Annotated in this window: 13 protein-coding genes and 5 tRNA genes; 3 read left to right on the top strand and 15 right to left on the bottom strand. The window is 40.8% G+C overall.

Annotation, left to right across the window (positions count from 1 at the left end):
• Positions 1–126: 126 nt before the first annotated feature.
• The gene (locus tag HLI_RS21910) at positions 127–501 is read left to right on the top strand and encodes a hypothetical protein (protein WP_206659627.1); all 375 of its coding nucleotides are present in this window, start codon (positions 127–129) and stop codon (positions 499–501) included.
• Entirely contained in the window at positions 501–947 is a 447-nt protein-coding gene (locus HLI_RS18920) for an endolytic transglycosylase MltG (protein ID WP_128526453.1), read from the top strand. The genes HLI_RS21910 and HLI_RS18920 overlap by 1 nt, the downstream gene beginning before the upstream one ends.
• Positions 948–999: 52 nt before the next feature.
• On the opposite strand, the gene phoU is transcribed toward HLI_RS18920, so the two are convergent.
• The 15 genes from phoU to HLI_RS18845 form a co-directional block, all read right to left on the bottom strand.
• Positions 1,000–1,659 carry a phosphate signaling complex protein PhoU gene (gene phoU, locus HLI_RS18915; protein WP_128526452.1) on the bottom strand — a complete coding sequence of 220 codons (660 nt, stop codon included), beginning with the start codon at positions 1,657–1,659 and terminating at the stop codon, positions 1,000–1,002.
• Between the two features lie 23 nt (positions 1,660–1,682).
• Positions 1,683–2,525 (bottom strand): phosphate ABC transporter ATP-binding protein PstB, encoded by an 843-nt coding sequence (gene pstB / locus HLI_RS18910; RefSeq protein WP_128526451.1) that lies wholly within the window; start codon positions 2,523–2,525, stop codon positions 1,683–1,685.
• Between the two features lie 22 nt (positions 2,526–2,547).
• Positions 2,548–3,426, bottom strand: coding sequence for a phosphate ABC transporter permease PstA (pstA, locus tag HLI_RS18905; RefSeq protein ID WP_128526450.1), 879 nt, complete (start codon positions 3,424–3,426; stop codon positions 2,548–2,550).
• On the bottom strand, positions 3,426–4,367 hold the full coding sequence (gene pstC / locus HLI_RS18900; RefSeq protein ID WP_128526449.1) for a phosphate ABC transporter permease subunit PstC: 942 nt from the start codon (positions 4,365–4,367) through the stop codon (positions 3,426–3,428). The genes pstA and pstC overlap by 1 nt, the downstream gene beginning before the upstream one ends.
• Before the next feature lie 78 nt (positions 4,368–4,445).
• Complete coding sequence (locus HLI_RS18895; protein WP_128526448.1) at positions 4,446–5,432, bottom strand: PstS family phosphate ABC transporter substrate-binding protein; 987 nt, start codon at positions 5,430–5,432, stop codon at positions 4,446–4,448.
• A gap of 236 nt (positions 5,433–5,668) precedes the next feature.
• Complete coding sequence (locus tag HLI_RS18890) at positions 5,669–7,816, bottom strand: peptidoglycan D,D-transpeptidase FtsI family protein (RefSeq protein WP_128526447.1); 2,148 nt, start codon at positions 7,814–7,816, stop codon at positions 5,669–5,671.
• A gap of 87 nt (positions 7,817–7,903) precedes the next feature.
• Positions 7,904–9,139 carry an MFS transporter gene (locus HLI_RS18885; protein ID WP_128526446.1) on the bottom strand — a complete coding sequence of 412 codons (1,236 nt, stop codon included), beginning with the start codon at positions 9,137–9,139 and terminating at the stop codon, positions 7,904–7,906.
• Between the two features lie 108 nt (positions 9,140–9,247).
• Complete coding sequence (locus HLI_RS18880) at positions 9,248–9,862, bottom strand: superoxide dismutase (RefSeq protein WP_128526445.1); 615 nt, start codon at positions 9,860–9,862, stop codon at positions 9,248–9,250.
• Positions 9,863–10,053: 191 nt separating this feature from the next.
• Positions 10,054–10,126 (bottom strand) — tRNA-Phe (locus tag HLI_RS18875).
• Positions 10,127–10,559: 433 nt separating this feature from the next.
• Positions 10,560–10,652, bottom strand: a tRNA-Ser gene (locus HLI_RS18870).
• Between the two features lie 11 nt (positions 10,653–10,663).
• Positions 10,664–10,740: transfer RNA gene (locus HLI_RS18865), tRNA-Ile, on the bottom strand.
• A 3-nt stretch (positions 10,741–10,743) separates the two neighbouring features.
• Positions 10,744–10,819, bottom strand: a tRNA-His gene (locus tag HLI_RS18860).
• Between the two features lie 25 nt (positions 10,820–10,844).
• A tRNA-Met gene (locus HLI_RS18855) sits at positions 10,845–10,918 on the bottom strand.
• Positions 10,919–11,104: 186 nt separating this feature from the next.
• Complete coding sequence (locus tag HLI_RS18850; RefSeq protein WP_128526941.1) at positions 11,105–12,742, bottom strand: Na/Pi cotransporter family protein; 1,638 nt, start codon at positions 12,740–12,742, stop codon at positions 11,105–11,107.
• Positions 12,743–13,112: 370 nt separating this feature from the next.
• Entirely contained in the window at positions 13,113–13,742 is a 630-nt protein-coding gene (locus HLI_RS18845) for an NfeD family protein (RefSeq protein ID WP_128526444.1), read from the bottom strand.
• Positions 13,743–13,995: 253 nt separating this feature from the next.
• On the opposite strand from HLI_RS18845, the gene ispG reads away from it, so the two are divergent.
• Complete coding sequence (ispG, locus tag HLI_RS18840; RefSeq protein WP_128526443.1) at positions 13,996–15,108, top strand: flavodoxin-dependent (E)-4-hydroxy-3-methylbut-2-enyl-diphosphate synthase; 1,113 nt, start codon at positions 13,996–13,998, stop codon at positions 15,106–15,108.
• Positions 15,109–15,134: the final 26 nt, after the last annotated feature.

The raw sequence follows: 15,134 nt of genomic DNA, 5'->3' as shown, positions 1-15,134 counted from the left end.
GTTTATAATAACAAAAACACTGCCCCCTTTCAAGTGGATATTCACGTAAAACCTATGAAAAGTCCCATAGCCATGCAAGTATATCTATGATATAAATAAACGTGGAACAAATAAGGAGTGATCAATTTGTTATATGCTTTAGGAACAATTGCAGCCGTCGCCATCGTTTTATTCATTCTCTCATTTTTCATGAATGATCGTATGAAGGGGATTGAAAGTCAAATTGAGCAGGTGTCGATGACGATGATGCAAAACAATTATCAGATGAAGAAAAAGATGAAGGTATTGGAAGAAGAGCTGCTAGCAGAAGATGTAACAGAAGAAATCATGAAACAGCCTGCTCCCAAGCCAGAAACATCAAAACAGTTACCTCTTGTAGACACGGTCCTTTCTATGTATAAAAAAGGATATAAGCCTCATTACATAGCTAAACAGACGAATTTGAGCGAACATGACATTCAATCATTGGTCCAACAGCAAAAAAGCGAAGGTGTCCAATAATGAAGCATTTGATCCGTTCTTATTCTATAGGATTATTAACAGCTGCCATTGTTGTCGGAATCACCTATTGGAATTCAGAAGAGCCTTCTGTCGAGGTGAAGGAAAAATCCCTTGGGACAGAGAAAATGATTTCTCAATTAGAAGAGGACGGGTACCACGTTGTAAGCAATGAAGAATGGGAAGCTCAGCAACAAACTACAGCTAGATCGAGCGATAAGGAAAAAGAAAAGAGCACCCATGTCACTTTTTCTATCGATATTGTAAGTGGGACAAACTCAACAGAAATCAGTCAAAAGCTGCAACAGGCTAATATTATCGATGATGCCAATGCTTTTGAAACCTTCATGAAAGAAAATGATTACAGTCGATTTATCCAAATAGGACAAGCAACTCTGAATTCAGGAATGACTCATCAAGAAATTGCTGAAGCTATTACGTCTAAATAGCTTTCGATATGGAAAAAAGCTTGGATCTGAATGATCCAAGCTTTTTCATGCTCTAATTATTTAAATCGTACGTTTTACCTTTGACCAAATAGAAGACATTCTCACCAATATTCGTGATATGATCTGCAAAACGCTCGATATAACGGGCAATGTAAGCCATTTGCATAATGTGCTGAATCTGTTCAGGGTTCACAGCTGTAAGTTCCAGCATTTCTTTTACAATCGACCCATACTTTTCATCGATGACATCATCCAACTCAGCCAGTTTACTTGCCAAAGTAATATCCTCATATTCAAAAGCTTTGACAGCAAGGTCCACCATGTCCATTGCCATGATCGCCATCTGCTTCAAATCTGGAGTAACTTCTATTCCATGACTCTTCCCGAGATGAATGGTCGCTTTGGCAATATTCGTAGAGTGATCAGCCATCCTCTCTAAGTCTGAAGATATTTTTATTGCAATAATGATTCTCCGCAAATCCCTTGCTACAGGTTGTTGTTTGGCTAACATCAAAATCGCATCATCATTAATTTTTTCTTCCTTTTGATCAATGATGCTATCTTCTTCCATAATCCTTTTGGCACCTTCTACATCTGCTGCATAAAGGACGTGAATAGCAGCGTCCAAAGATTCTTTTGTATCAATAGATAATTGTTTGATCTGTTCTTTCAAATCATTTAGTTCTTCTTCAAAATGAGCACGAATGGACATGAGACTTCCCCCTGAATGTTATTTTAACCGAAACGTCCCGTGATATAGTCTTCTGTTCGTTTATCTTGAGGGTTCTGGAACAAGTCATCAGTATTTGCGAATTCAATCAGTTCACCATTTAAGAAGAAAGCTGTCTTATCAGAAATACGGGCAGCCTGCTGCATATTGTGCGTAACGATAATGATGCTATATTTCTTCTTAAGTTCTTGAACCAGTTCTTCTACCTTTGCTGTAGAAATTGGATCTAATGCAGATGTCGGTTCGTCCATGAGAATGACGTCAGGTTCAACAGCTAAAGCACGGGCAATACATACACGTTGCTGCTGTCCACCGGATAAACCATAAGCATTTTCATGAAGGCGATCCTTCACTTCCTCCCAAATCGCAGCATCTTTCAAACTCTTTTCGACAATCTGGTCTAAAACCTCTTTTTTCTTAATGCCGTGGATTCTTGGACCATAGGCTACGTTATCATAGACTGATTTCGGAAACGGATTGGGCTTTTGAAAAACCATTCCGACTTTTGTACGCAAGTATTCTTCTTTGAATTTGCTATTGAAAATATTTTGGTCGCGATATTTGATCGATCCGGAAGTTTTCACGATTGGAACCATTTCGACCATCCGGTTCAATGTCTTCAGAAAAGTCGACTTCCCGCATCCAGATGGACCGATGATTGCTGTCACACGTTCTTGCGGCACTTTCATATTCACTTCATAAAGAGCTTGATCAGATCCATACCACAAATTCAAGTCGTTCACTTCAATGATATTTTCCAATTGGTTTGGTTTCTTTTGACTATTCGTTATCACCCGATTGTCCTTGTCACCACTAGCTTTCGGTTTCTTCTCCATAACTTTATTCATTATGAAACCCTCCTCATCCAAATTAAAGACGGTGCTGATATTTATTTCTGATGAACACAGCAATTGAATTCATAAGCAGCAGAACCGCTAGCAATACTATGATTCCTGCTCCTGCAACGAATTGCCATTCTTCCTGGGGCCGGCCCGTCCAGTTATATATCTGAATCGGCATAACCGTATACTTAGCTATTAATGAATCTGGCAGTGTATAGATGGCTGTGGCAGCCCCCACAATAATCAATGGAGCTGTCTCACCGATTGCCCGGGACAGTGCAATAATGGCTCCTGTGAGTATACCTGGTATGGCTGCTGGCAGAATTACACGGGCAATAGTCTGCCATTTCGAAGCTCCCATACCGTAGGAAGCTTCCTTGATTTCTCCGGGAACTGACCGAACAGCTTCCTGCGCCGCCACGACAATAACAGGAAGAATCAATAGAGCCATTGTCAAACCACCAGCTATTAACGTATAGCCGAAGTTGAACATATAAACGAAAAACGTCAATCCTAAAAGTCCAAACACTATAGATGGTACCCCTGCTAAGTTTTGAATGTTTACCCTTATAAATTCAGTAACCTTATTTTTCGGTGCATATTCTTCTAAATAGACTGCCGTGGCAACTCCGATAATGACGGAAAAGATTGCAACGATAACCATTAAGAAAATAGATCCGATTAAACCTGCATAAATTCCTGCTTTTTCAGGGTAAGGGGCAGGAAAGTTTGAAATATATTCCCAACTTAAATATCCAATTCCTTGAGTCAACACACGGTAAAAGAGCAGTACTAAAAACACAAGACCGACGGTAGTAGCTAATCCGAATAAAACCATCATCGCTTTATTCGCAATCACTCTTCCTTCCATTCGCTTCTTGATCGATTGTTCATTTTTTCCAAACATCAATATTCCTCCCTGAACCTGCGTGAAATATATTGTGCAATCAAGTTCATCACAAGAGTGAAGATGAATAGAGTCAGACCCACAGCATACAGACTATAATAAATCGTGGAGCCGAACGTTGTGTCACCTGTCGCTGCTTGTACTATGAATGCTGTCATCGTTTGAATGGATTCTGTAGGATTGAAAGTCAGATTCGGTGTGGCTCCGGCAGCAATGGTTACAATCATTGTTTCTCCGATTGCACGGGAAATAGCTAATACAATTGATGCTACAATTCCGGAGAATGCTGCAGGAAGTACAACTTTGAACACAACTTCCAACCTCGTAGCTCCTAATCCATAGGCACCTTCGCGCAGTGCATTAGGAACAGAATTCATCGCATCTTCTGATAAAGAGGCGACCATTGGGATGATCATGATTCCGACTACGAAACCACCGCTTAAAGCATTAAATATACCTAAGTCAGGGATGATCGATTGAAACATTGGAGTAATGAACGTTAAAGCAAAATAACCGTAAACGACAGTCGGTATTCCTGCTAATACTTCAAGGACAGGTTTAATTACACGTCTTACTTTGTCGTTTGCATATTCACTCAAAAAAATGGCTGACATCAACCCCAAAGGTACGGCTACAAGTGTAGCAATCAATGTGATGAGTAAAGTCCCACCAATCAGTGGGGCAACTCCATATTCACCAGACCATGGAGACCATTGTGTTCCAGTATAGAAATCGATAAGGTTGACTTCTGAGAAAAATCCTATCGATTCTCTCAGTAAAGTAAAAAGAATACCGCCTGTAGTGAGCACACTTACAGCAGCGCAAAGAAGCAGAAAGTATGGAATGACTTTCTCTATTATCTCTCCAATACTTCTACTATTTTTATTTTCTTCAATCATCTGTTGGACATCAATCGATTTTCCCTCTAAACCTTTGCCCATCCTTAAAACTCCTCTCATCCATAAGGCAAGGTGAGACCAGTAACAGTCTCACCCTCCTCCTTCAGTTTTCATGCTTGATTATTCAGCCCAGCTTTGAGCTTTTTCAAGCTGTTCTTGGTATTTTTCTTCTGGTAATGCTACATAACCAACTTCCTCAGCAGATTTAGCAGCATTATTTAAAGTGAATTCAACGAAATCTCTGACTTGAGGTTTTTCTTTATAAGAGTCCACATTCACATATGTGAATAGGGGACGGGATAATGGTGTGTAAGAACCGTCCTGGATTGTTTCACCATTCGGTTTTACAGCTTCATTGCCATCTTCAGAAATCCCTAGAACTTTTAAGCTGTCCTTATTTTCCGCATAGTAGGCATAGCCGAAGAATCCGATTGCATTAGGGTCATTCTTAATTCCGCGTACAAGAACGTTATCGTCTTCAGATAATGTCGTGTTTTCGCCTTCTCTCATCGGTTCTTCTTCAAGAATAACTTCATTGAAATAGTCGAAAGTACCAGAATCATGACCAGGACTGAATATTTTGATTTCCTCTTCCGGCCAATCAGGGTTAATATCGGACCACATCGTTGCGTCGGAAGATTCTAAGAATATCTGTTTTAATTGCTCAATAGTAAGCTCTTCAACGAAATCATTTTGTTGACTAACCACTACAGATATACCGTCATAAGCTAGTTCCAATGGCTCCAGCTGAATACCATTTTCTTCAGCTGTCGCTTTTTCTTCTTCTTTAATCGGGCGAGAAGCATTACTTAGATCAATTTCACCAACCGTGGATTTTTTAAATCCACCACCAGAACCTGAAGTATTCACAGTGACGTTGACGTCAGGATTCTCTTGATTGTAAGAATATGTCAAGCTCTCCATGATTGGAAATACAGTTGACGAACCATCGATAGCGATTGCTCCGGATACCTCTTCAGAACCATCTGTTGAACCGTTATCTTCTTCAGTAGCTGATCCTTCTTCAGATCCGCCACCACATGCTGCCAGTGCTCCCAATACCAGGATGAATACAAACATCAGTGCTGAATTCTTTAAAGCTTTCATTTCCTTTCTCCCCCTATTATCATCATTTGTATTTGTTGTTGACGGCTTGGCCAACTCACATTTTCTATACTAAAGGGAGAGTTTTAATCACATATGAACTAAACGTTAAGGTTTTGTAAATTGATGTTTTTTGTAGAATAATTTACGAACTTTGGATTTTTGTAAAAAGCCATTGCTTTTTCAAACCACTAACCCCGTACAACTAACCAAAAAAAAGAGGAGTGATACAAATCGTATCACTCCTCTTCTTCTGCTTCCTCACTATTGTTCATTTCGATTCCATTCTCTGCTCGCTCCTCTTTCAATTCAAAATAAGCCTGACCAATCCGGGCTCCGATGTTATTGCTTACATTAAACGTACTTGTTGCTTGATCACCTAAATAAGGTGTGATAATGGAAAAGGCAATCTCAGGATCATCATAAGGTGCATAACCGACAAGAGTCTTATTTAGTAAGTTTTCTATTATGGTTGTGCCACCGTTTCCGTCCGGTTTATACTGCGTTACCTCAGCTGTCCCCGTTTTACCTGCCATTCGATATTGAGCATAAGGTTGTTTTGAAAAAACACTGCTCGCTGTCCCCTGGTTCGTCTGGAAGACCTGTCTGAAACCTTCCTGCACTCGTTCAATGTACGATTGTTTCATCTCCAATTGATTCAGAACTTGTGGAGAATAATCTTTATAAACAGCTCCAAGATCGTCTGTGATGGATGGTTCATGTATGCTTTTCACCAGTCGGGGCTTTATTCTATCCCCACCATTTGCAATCGTTGACACATACTGATTCAACTGCAGGGCGGTGTAGGTACTGAACTGGCCGATTGAAAAGTCAAGGATCTTACCTGGTGTATCTGGATTTCCTTCGACTCCTATCCCTTCATAAGGGAAATCCACGCCTGTCTCCACCCCTAAACCGAATTGGTTGAAATTATAGACGAAATTCTCAAACGTTCCTTCTTTCAATGACAAATTCGGCATTGTATATCTGTTGCTATATTCGCCACCTAAATACATCGCCAGGAAAAACATATAAACATTGGACGATTGCTGCAATGCTTGAATATCATTGACTACACCTATATTCGGCGTATAAGAACCTTTTGGAGCATCGGTTCCGACTTTAATTTTCTTATCGTTGACTCTGGTACCTGGTGAAATGGCCCCTTCATGAAGACCAGTTAAAATCGTCGCCCCTTTTACAGCAGACCCTGGGGTGTATGCGTTATAAACAGCCTGGTGTGAAGTATTTGTAAAACGCGACTCCCCTTTTTCTGGATTCCGATTATAAGTCTGACCCGATATCGCGAGAATTTCTCCTGTATTCGGGTTGGACACAACTGCAACAGAATTCTTTAAATGACGGTTCTCTCCAGGCGCTTTACTGATGGCGTTAAGTAATTCGTCCTGAAGGATTTCGTTTACTCTTTGCTGAAATTCTATATCAATTGAAAGAACGATATCTTTCCCACGTTGACCTTCCCGGATCACTTTAGAGTCGATGACATTGTTATTCTTATCTGTTTCGTATTGAACTTTCTCCTTCGTCCCTCGCAGGACCTCTTCATATTGCTGTTCCAGACCACTTGTGCCGACACGATCATTCCGACTATAGTCTAAAGACATGAAATAATCGAGCTGATCACGTGGAACACCCTGCTCTCTTGATGTAATACTCCCGATATAACTACGGAAGAGTGAATCGTAGGGATATGTCCTTTCCCAGTCTGAGGTTACGTTGATGCCCGGAAGTTTTGCCAAATTTTCAGCCACTGTTGAATATTCTTTTTCTGAAATGTTGGAATTTTTCACAACATGCGGAGCAAGCGCATAAGCTCGATCCAATTCTTTCTTGATTGCGATGACTTCTTTCGTCTGATTATCAAAACCAGAGATTTCCTCATCTGTTATGCTGTCCAATTGAAGTTGATACACCTCACCATTATCGAGGTCTGAAGTATCCTCTTCTTCGATACGTGATCGTACTTCTTCTTCATTTTTCAAAAAGTAATATTCCCGTAAGTCTCTATCTGTCAAATTATCTTCAAATTCCATATCAATGTACTGGGACATTTCCTCTGCGAGGGCAAGCTTATCATCAGGCTGCACACCTTTTGGCGGTGTATATGTAATAGAGTATAAAGGTTGATTATCAACCATCACTCGTCCATATCGATCATACATTTCCCCGCGAGGGACAGGAATGCTGGTGGTCGTATTTTCTGTCCGGTCAATTTCATCCTGGGCTTCTTCCCCATTGAGAATTTGAACGACACCGAGCTGTAAAATAATCCCCGCGAACAATAGGAACACAACAAAAAACACCACGTTCAGCCGGAAAGGAAGGTGTGATTTCTGTTTATGTTTATTCTTTTTATTCTTTCCCATGAACTCCTCTCCTTCATTAAAAATCCTTTATCCATTATAGCATCTTTTCTTCACTATAGGATAGACGAAGCTCATGGGAGAATGGTTTCAATTATGACTCGCAGGAGGGATTTTCGTATCGATACCCTTGATGAAAAAGTAAATAAGGAAATGGCCTCCGCCGACAAGAAGTAAAATATATGGAATCCCTGTTTCGGGTGGGATGACCGTAATAGCCAACAGGAAAACAATAATAGACAGCACACGTCCAAAATTGAGGAAAATTTCTCTCACCACTATATATTCGATTCTCATTTCTGCAGCATTCCATGATTTCCCGATGACATCATACGTCAATGAAACGTACGGCACATACAGAAGCGGGAAAAAGATTCCGGCGATGCCCCCATAAATCAATAACAAAGTCATCGTGTCACTGAAAAGCAAAATAATTACACTCAAATACAGTGCTAAACCTGATATGAATATTGCTTTTTTACGTCGACGCGGCTTGACCCATCTGCTGACAAGAAAGAAAAACAAAAATGAGAATCCTGAGTAAACCAAATTGAAGACACCTAGAGACAATTCATCCTTCGTCATCAAGAAAATCCATATAGAAACAGCAAACAAAAAAGTTCCTTCTCTAAAACCCTGGGCGACATGTGCATTCAGAATACGTCTCCAGTTCGGATTATTTTCCCGTTCATTAATAATCCGTCGAAAAGAAAAATTCCCTTTCGCTTTTCTTCTGGATAAACCTAAACTGACAAGAACAGCCACAATAAACATAACAAATGAAATGGTGAATATGACCGTATACCCTGTAAAATTATTTAACCGGGAAATGATGAATCCAGCCAAAAGAGGACCACACATCCCTCCAAATGATTGAAGAACTCCTAAAAACCCATTGAAAAAATCTCTTGTATCAGGTTCTGTAATTTCAAAAGTCAGGACATTATAGGCCAACCAATAAAACCCATACCCTATCCCAAGTAACGAACCAAGCATAATGTTAAATGTAGCCGCACGCTCCCCTACAATCAATACGGTCAAAAAAAACAAAGATAAAACAGTGACTCCTGTTCTCAAAACTATGACACGATCGATACGCTTGGCGCATTTCCCCGCAAAAATGAACGTCAACGGCTGCAACACATATATACTTAAATTATATAAAGCGATATCCGTATAGCTATTGGATTGCTTCCATAAATAAATATTCACAAATGTACTGGATAGGAAAATTCCTAAGGAGTATAAGCCTCCAATGAGAAGTAACAACAATAAATCTTTTGATACATTTTCGTGGCTGAGCCACGCTCGCAGCTTACTCACCATACTCATGTCTCCTTTTTGTTCATACTTAGTCTTGTCAGAACAAAAGGAGATATACAAAAAAGAGAGGTACGGATATTTCACCCGCACCTCTCTATCCAGTGTTTACTCTTATTTAGCAGCGTCAAAACGCTTGGATACTTCTTCCCAGTTCACTACATTCCAGAATGCTGAAACGTAATCTGGACGACGGTTTTGATAGTTCAGGTAATAAGCATGCTCCCAAACATCAAGACCAAAGATTGGAGTTTTACCTTCCATAATCGGTGAATCCTGGTTAAGTGTATCGATTACTTCAAGGTTTCCATTATTGACTACAAGCCAAGCCCAACCGGAACCGAAACGACCTTTAGCCGTCTCTTCGAATTTCTCTTTGAATTGATCAAAGCTTCCGAAGGCATCATTGATTTGCGTTGCTAGATCACCTGTTGGCTCACCGCCGCCATTCGGGGACATAATTGTCCAGAAAAGGCTGTGGTTTGCGTGACCGCCACCGTTACGACGTACAGCAGTACGGATGTCTTCAGGTACAACTGAAAGGTTATTGGAAAGCAGTTCTTCCAATGATTTGTCTTGAAGATCTGCATGACCCTCAAGCGCGTTGTTCAGTTTCGTGACATAACCATTGTGGTGTTTCGTATGGTGGATGTTCATTGTTTCCTTATCGATGGTTGGTTCTAGCGCATCATAAGCGTAAGGTAGTTCTGGTAGTTCAAATTTAGCCATAATGTAACTCCTCCTTTAAATTAATATGTAAAACCAGAAGCAACTGCTTCTCACTTTACATTATCAAACCGGAAAATGACTTGCAAATTTTTTGCATCAGAAGAGAAGAACTTCTCTCCCGCTATTAAGAATTCCCTTACACTCAAATTTCAAACATAAAAAAACAAGCCAGCTGGCTTGTTTTTAAATAGTGGCTCGGGACGGAATCGAACCGCCGACACACGGATTTTCAGTCCGTTGCTCTACCGACTGAGCTACCGAGCCATAATTAAGATTAAATTTTTCATATCACTTTCGCACTTCATCTGGATTCGATGCTAATTCGAAGGTGTTCTGTGCTCGTCTCGTTGCAAGTGATTTCGGTGAAGCCTACGCTCCTCGCAAAGCCTGCAGGATGTTTAATTCTAAGATGTTTCACGGCTTCTCTACCGACTGAGCTACCGAGCCATGATAAGATTAAAATTTTTCATATTACTTTCGCACTTCATCTGGATTCGATGCTAATTCGAAGGTGTTCTGTGCTCGTCTCGTTGCAAGTGATTTCGGTGAAGCCTACGCTCCTCGCAAAGCCTGCAAGGATGTTTAATTCAAAGAAGTTAGTTTCACGGCTTCTCTACCGACTGAGCTACCGAGCCATAATTATTTTTCACTTCATAACATGCTTTAAAGAAGTTACACACGGTTTGGTATATGTATATGGCGGAGGAGGAGGGATTCGAACCCCCGCGAGCCGTAAAGCCCCTGGCGGTTTTCAAGACCGCTCCCTTCAGCCAAACTTGGGTACTCCTCCGTATGAAAATGTGGTGGACCCTGCAGGACTCGAACCTGCGACCGATCGGTTATGAGCCGATAGCTCTAACCAGCTGAGCTAAGGGTCCACATGGGGCGGCTGATGGGAATCGAACCCACGAATGCCGGAACCACAATCCGGTGCGTTAACCACTTCGCCACAACCGCCATGTTTCAAATATGTAAATGATAGTGGCGGTGGAGGGAATCGAACCCACGACCTCACGGGTATGAACCGTACGCTCTAGCCAGCTGAGCTACACCGCCATATTTTAAGAATCGCTCTTAAGCGACTTTATTAATATACCACTTATCCGTATTTTCGTCAATAAGTTTTTGCTATCTAAAATAGCGACAAAAATAATATAGCATGTTGCCGTGAAGGTTTCAAGGATTTTTTAAGGAAATAACACAAAAGACGGATGTGTAAAACATCCGTCTTACATGTTTTAACTATAAACTTTCTTTTTCTCCGAGTACTTCTTCTGCAATATTCACCGCATGGTCACCGATACGCTCAAGGTTGCTTATCATATCTACAAAGACGATACCGGCTTGCCCTGTGCATACACCTTCATTCAAACGGATGATATGCTTCTTACGGTAACTGCGTTCCATACGGTCCAATTCATTCTCTTTCTGTACGACAGCTAATGCTTCTTCTCTGCTCATATTTTCAAGAGCTTTTGTTGCTTGTTTCACTGTCATTAATGTCAGGTCGAACATTGTATTTAAATCTTCATACGCCTGTGAGGTAAGGTTTACTTTATTAGAGTTTTTATAATCGATGAGCTCAATGATGTTTTCAAAGTGGTCGCCAATACGCTCTAAGTCACGTACTGAATCCATCAAAGCAGAGTGCTTATGACTCTCTTCATCAGATAACGATGCCTGTGATAAATCCACCAGGTAATCGGTGATTTTCCGATCTAAGTTGTTCAATGCATCTTCAATCTGCATCGCAACTTCCGAGTGTTTCTGTTGTTTATTATTTAGATAGAGGCTTGTTTCTTCCAGTCCTTTATAAGCATACTCACCCATGCGGATCACTTCTTCTTTGGCTTGGTCCAAAGCGAGCGATGGGGATTGTTCAATAAATATAGGGTCCAGATGCTGAGGTTTATGATCGATGAGAGATTCATCCCCAGGCACTAACTTAATGACAATCCATGCCAGGACTGCAATAAATGGGAATTGTACAATTGTGTTCGCTAAATTGAAAGAACCATGGGCAAAGGCGATGGTCATTTCCGCCTCGAGGTTCATTGTGCTTTGCAGCCAGTTCACATACCTTTCGAAAGGTACCAGGAGAATCAAGAATACAGTTGCACCAAGTACGTTGAATATGACGTGGGCAAAAGCAGCACGCTTCGCCCCTACACTTGCTCCGATCGAAGCAAGGACAGCTGTGATGGTCGTTCCGATATTGTCACCAAAAAGTACTGGTATGGCTGCCTGAAGATCAACCAAACCTTCTCCCAGCAACTGTTGCAAAATACCGATCGTCGCACTGGAGCTTTGGACGATTACTGTAAACAATGTCCCGACAATAACTCCTAAAATAGGATTATCACTCATACTTACGGTAAGATCCTGGAAGGCTTGCATTGATCGAAGAGGTTTCATCCCTCCACTCATAACTTCCAAGCCGAAGAATAGCGCACCAAAACCGAACAATGTTTGTCCAATGTTCGCCACTTTTTTACTTTTGAAAAAGAATAATAAGAACGCACCGACTGCAAGTATAGGAAGTCCATATGCTTTAATATCAAAACCGATGATAAATGCTGTCATTGTCGTACCTATGTTTGCACCCATGATGACGCCGATTGCTTGTCTGAATGTCATAAACCCGGCGTTAACTAAACCGACTGTCAACACGGTTGTGGTACTACTACTTTGAAGTAATACTGTAACAACTGTACCTGCGATTACACCCATTAATGGATTTCGCGTAAAACGGTCCAATAGTTCCCTCAACCGATCCCCAGCTGTTCTTTGTAATCCATCAGCCATGTATTTAAGGCCGAACAAGAAAATACCCAGTCCACCGATGAATTCAAATATCATCTTTTGCACATCGATATCCAATTTACTCTCCACCCTTTCCTCATCCAAGATTCTACAAATTATTTCTCTTTAAAACACCTCATTCATTATTAACGATGGATTTATTGTTGTAAAGGATAATAATGAATCTTAACAATAAATTTACATTCCCCTAATACCCTCATAAAGTTCATATTATACTGAGAATTAGTAAAATTAAAAAAGACTGGGTGTTAGTGATAACTAAAGAAAACCCTCTCTATCAATATCTCCTTTGTAAAATAATATAAACATGGCCAGGCGTTGGAACTGGAAAGGGTATATGCGCTCGATTTCCATACTTGGGTCTTATATGAAAAAACATCATTACTTGGTTGTACAACCAAGTAATGATGTCCAGCAATGCAGTGATTTAGTTGTCCTCGATTTTTTTGACCAGTATTCTTGTTCCATCCACTGATACAACTTCTATCTTGTCATTCCTTGAAATCCACTGACCATTGGAGACAGCACTGTAATCTTCACCTTCGATTTGAATTGTTCCCACTGGTCTCATATCAGTCCTGGCTTTACCAATCTTTCCTTTTAGAAATTGGTAAGTTTCTTTCATCGAATTGTAGCCCATTTCTGAAGAAAGTTGATTGTTTAACGTCATTTTCGTCCACATCTGCCTCCGCTTGAACACCTTCAAAAAAAGTAAAGACGCTGCGCCGCCAAGGATGACACCAATGACACTATACATCCCTGCTACCCAATTCGGCGCACTGAAACCTACAGCTATAATCATTGTTACGCCGCCAATAGTGGCGAGTGTACCATCGTTTATCAGTTTTCCATCGATCACTACTAAAACGATACCGAGAAAATATACAAGCATCATGACTATAAACATATCTGTAGCAAGGTAACTTGAAAAATATACAGTAATGAAACCAAAACCGATCAAAGCGAAAAAGCCACGCATATTAACTAATAATTCACCAATCAAAAACATCGTTCCTAATAAAGTGATGAATAAAGCAATCCAATCATAAGAAAACACGGGGTTTCACATCCTCTCCCTGAATACTATATGTACGTGCAAAGGTGGCGGTTTGTTTCAAACATTATCAATTTTTTTCACCAATGTCTCATGATATAATTTATACATCTTTGATTCCGATTCACATTAATTTTAAGTGTGAACGGTTTTATTTAAGTGACTTGACTTCTCATTTGAGAAGATAGCCCTTATAATGAAGGTTGGAAAAACATCTTGCATACCTTTTTGTGAAAATATAAAGGAGCGATTCTAAATGGCAATTACACACAGAAAAGATACTCGTCCCGTCAAAGTCGGGGACGTAACGATAGGTGGAGCGGATGAGGTCGTCATCCAATCCATGACTACAACGAAAACACACGATGTGGAAGCAACAGTAGCTGAAATCAAACGATTAGAAGAAGCTGGCTGTCAAATCGTCCGTGTGGCATGTCCGGATGACCGTGCGGCTGATGCAATTCCAGAAATCAAAAAACGCATCAATATCCCACTCGTCGTAGACATTCACTTCGATTATAAAAAAGCATTGAAAGCCATTGAAGGCGGTGCCGACAAAATCAGGATCAATCCTGGAAACATCGGCAAGCGTGAAAAGGTAGAGGCAGTTGTAAAAGCTGCAAAGGAAAAGGGGATCCCGATTCGTATTGGTGTAAATGCGGGCTCACTTGAGCGTCACATTCTTGAAAAGTACGGCTATCCGACTGCAGATGGGATGGTTGAAAGTGCATTGCACCATATCAAGATTCTTGAGGATTTAGACTTCCATGATATCATTGTATCCTTGAAAGCCTCAGATGTTAAATTGGCTATCGAAGCCTATGAAAAAGCGGCGGCTGCTTTCAAGTATCCGATCCACCTCGGCATTACAGAATCCGGAACGCTTTTCGCAGGTACAGTGAAGAGCGCTGCAGGGCTAGGCGCGATTTTGAGTAAAGGCATCGGGAATACTGTCAGAATCAGTTTAAGTGCGGACCCTGTGGAAGAAGTTAAAGTAGCAAAAGAACTTCTCAAATCATATGGTCTAGCTTCCAATGCAGCTACACTGATTTCCTGTCCTACTTGCGGAAGAATTGAAATCGACCTGATTTCCATCGCTAATGAAGTCGAAGAATATATTCAAAACATCAAAGCACCCATAAAAGTAGCTGTGCTCGGCTGCGCCGTCAATGGCCCGGGAGAAGCACGTGAAGCGGATATCGGAATCGCCGGAGCTCGTGGTGAAGGACTCCTATTCAGACATGGTGAGATTATCCGTAAGGTTCCAGAAGATATTATGGTAGAAGAGCTGAAAAAAGAAGTCGACAAACTGGCTGAAGAACATTATGAAAAAGAACGACTTGAAAAAGAAAAATTAAAACAATCCTAAAAATAAAGGGGCGGACCATAATGGTC

The organism is Halobacillus litoralis, assembly GCF_004101865.1.
Lineage (GTDB): Bacteria > Bacillota > Bacilli > Bacillales > Halobacillaceae > Halobacillus > Halobacillus litoralis_A.
The sequence above is the reverse complement of the archived record's forward strand: the minus strand, read 5'-3'. Positions and strand labels throughout refer to the sequence as shown.

Bases quoted from the DNA above. Each gene is read 5' to 3' on its own strand.
- HLI_RS18885 (WP_128526446.1), bottom strand. From the start codon at position 9,139: ATGGTGAGTAAGCTGCGAGCGTGGCTCAGCCACGAAAATGTATCAAAA.
- HLI_RS18895 (WP_128526448.1), bottom strand. From the start codon at position 5,432: ATGAAAGCTTTAAAGAATTCAGCACTGATGTTTGTATTCATCCTGGTA.
- phoU (WP_128526452.1), bottom strand. From the start codon at position 1,659: ATGTCCATTCGTGCTCATTTTGAAGAAGAACTAAATGATTTGAAAGAA.
- HLI_RS18920 (WP_128526453.1), top strand. From the start codon at position 501: ATGAAGCATTTGATCCGTTCTTATTCTATAGGATTATTAACAGCTGCC.
- HLI_RS18890 (WP_128526447.1), bottom strand. From the start codon at position 7,816: ATGGGAAAGAATAAAAAGAATAAACATAAACAGAAATCACACCTTCCT.
- pstB (WP_128526451.1), bottom strand. From the start codon at position 2,525: ATGAATAAAGTTATGGAGAAGAAACCGAAAGCTAGTGGTGACAAGGAC.
- pstA (WP_128526450.1), bottom strand. From the start codon at position 3,426: ATGTTTGGAAAAAATGAACAATCGATCAAGAAGCGAATGGAAGGAAGA.
- HLI_RS18880 (WP_128526445.1), bottom strand. From the start codon at position 9,862: ATGGCTAAATTTGAACTACCAGAACTACCTTACGCTTATGATGCGCTA.
- ispG (WP_128526443.1), top strand. From the start codon at position 13,996: ATGGCAATTACACACAGAAAAGATACTCGTCCCGTCAAAGTCGGGGAC.
- pstC (WP_128526449.1), bottom strand. From the start codon at position 4,367: ATGGGCAAAGGTTTAGAGGGAAAATCGATTGATGTCCAACAGATGATT.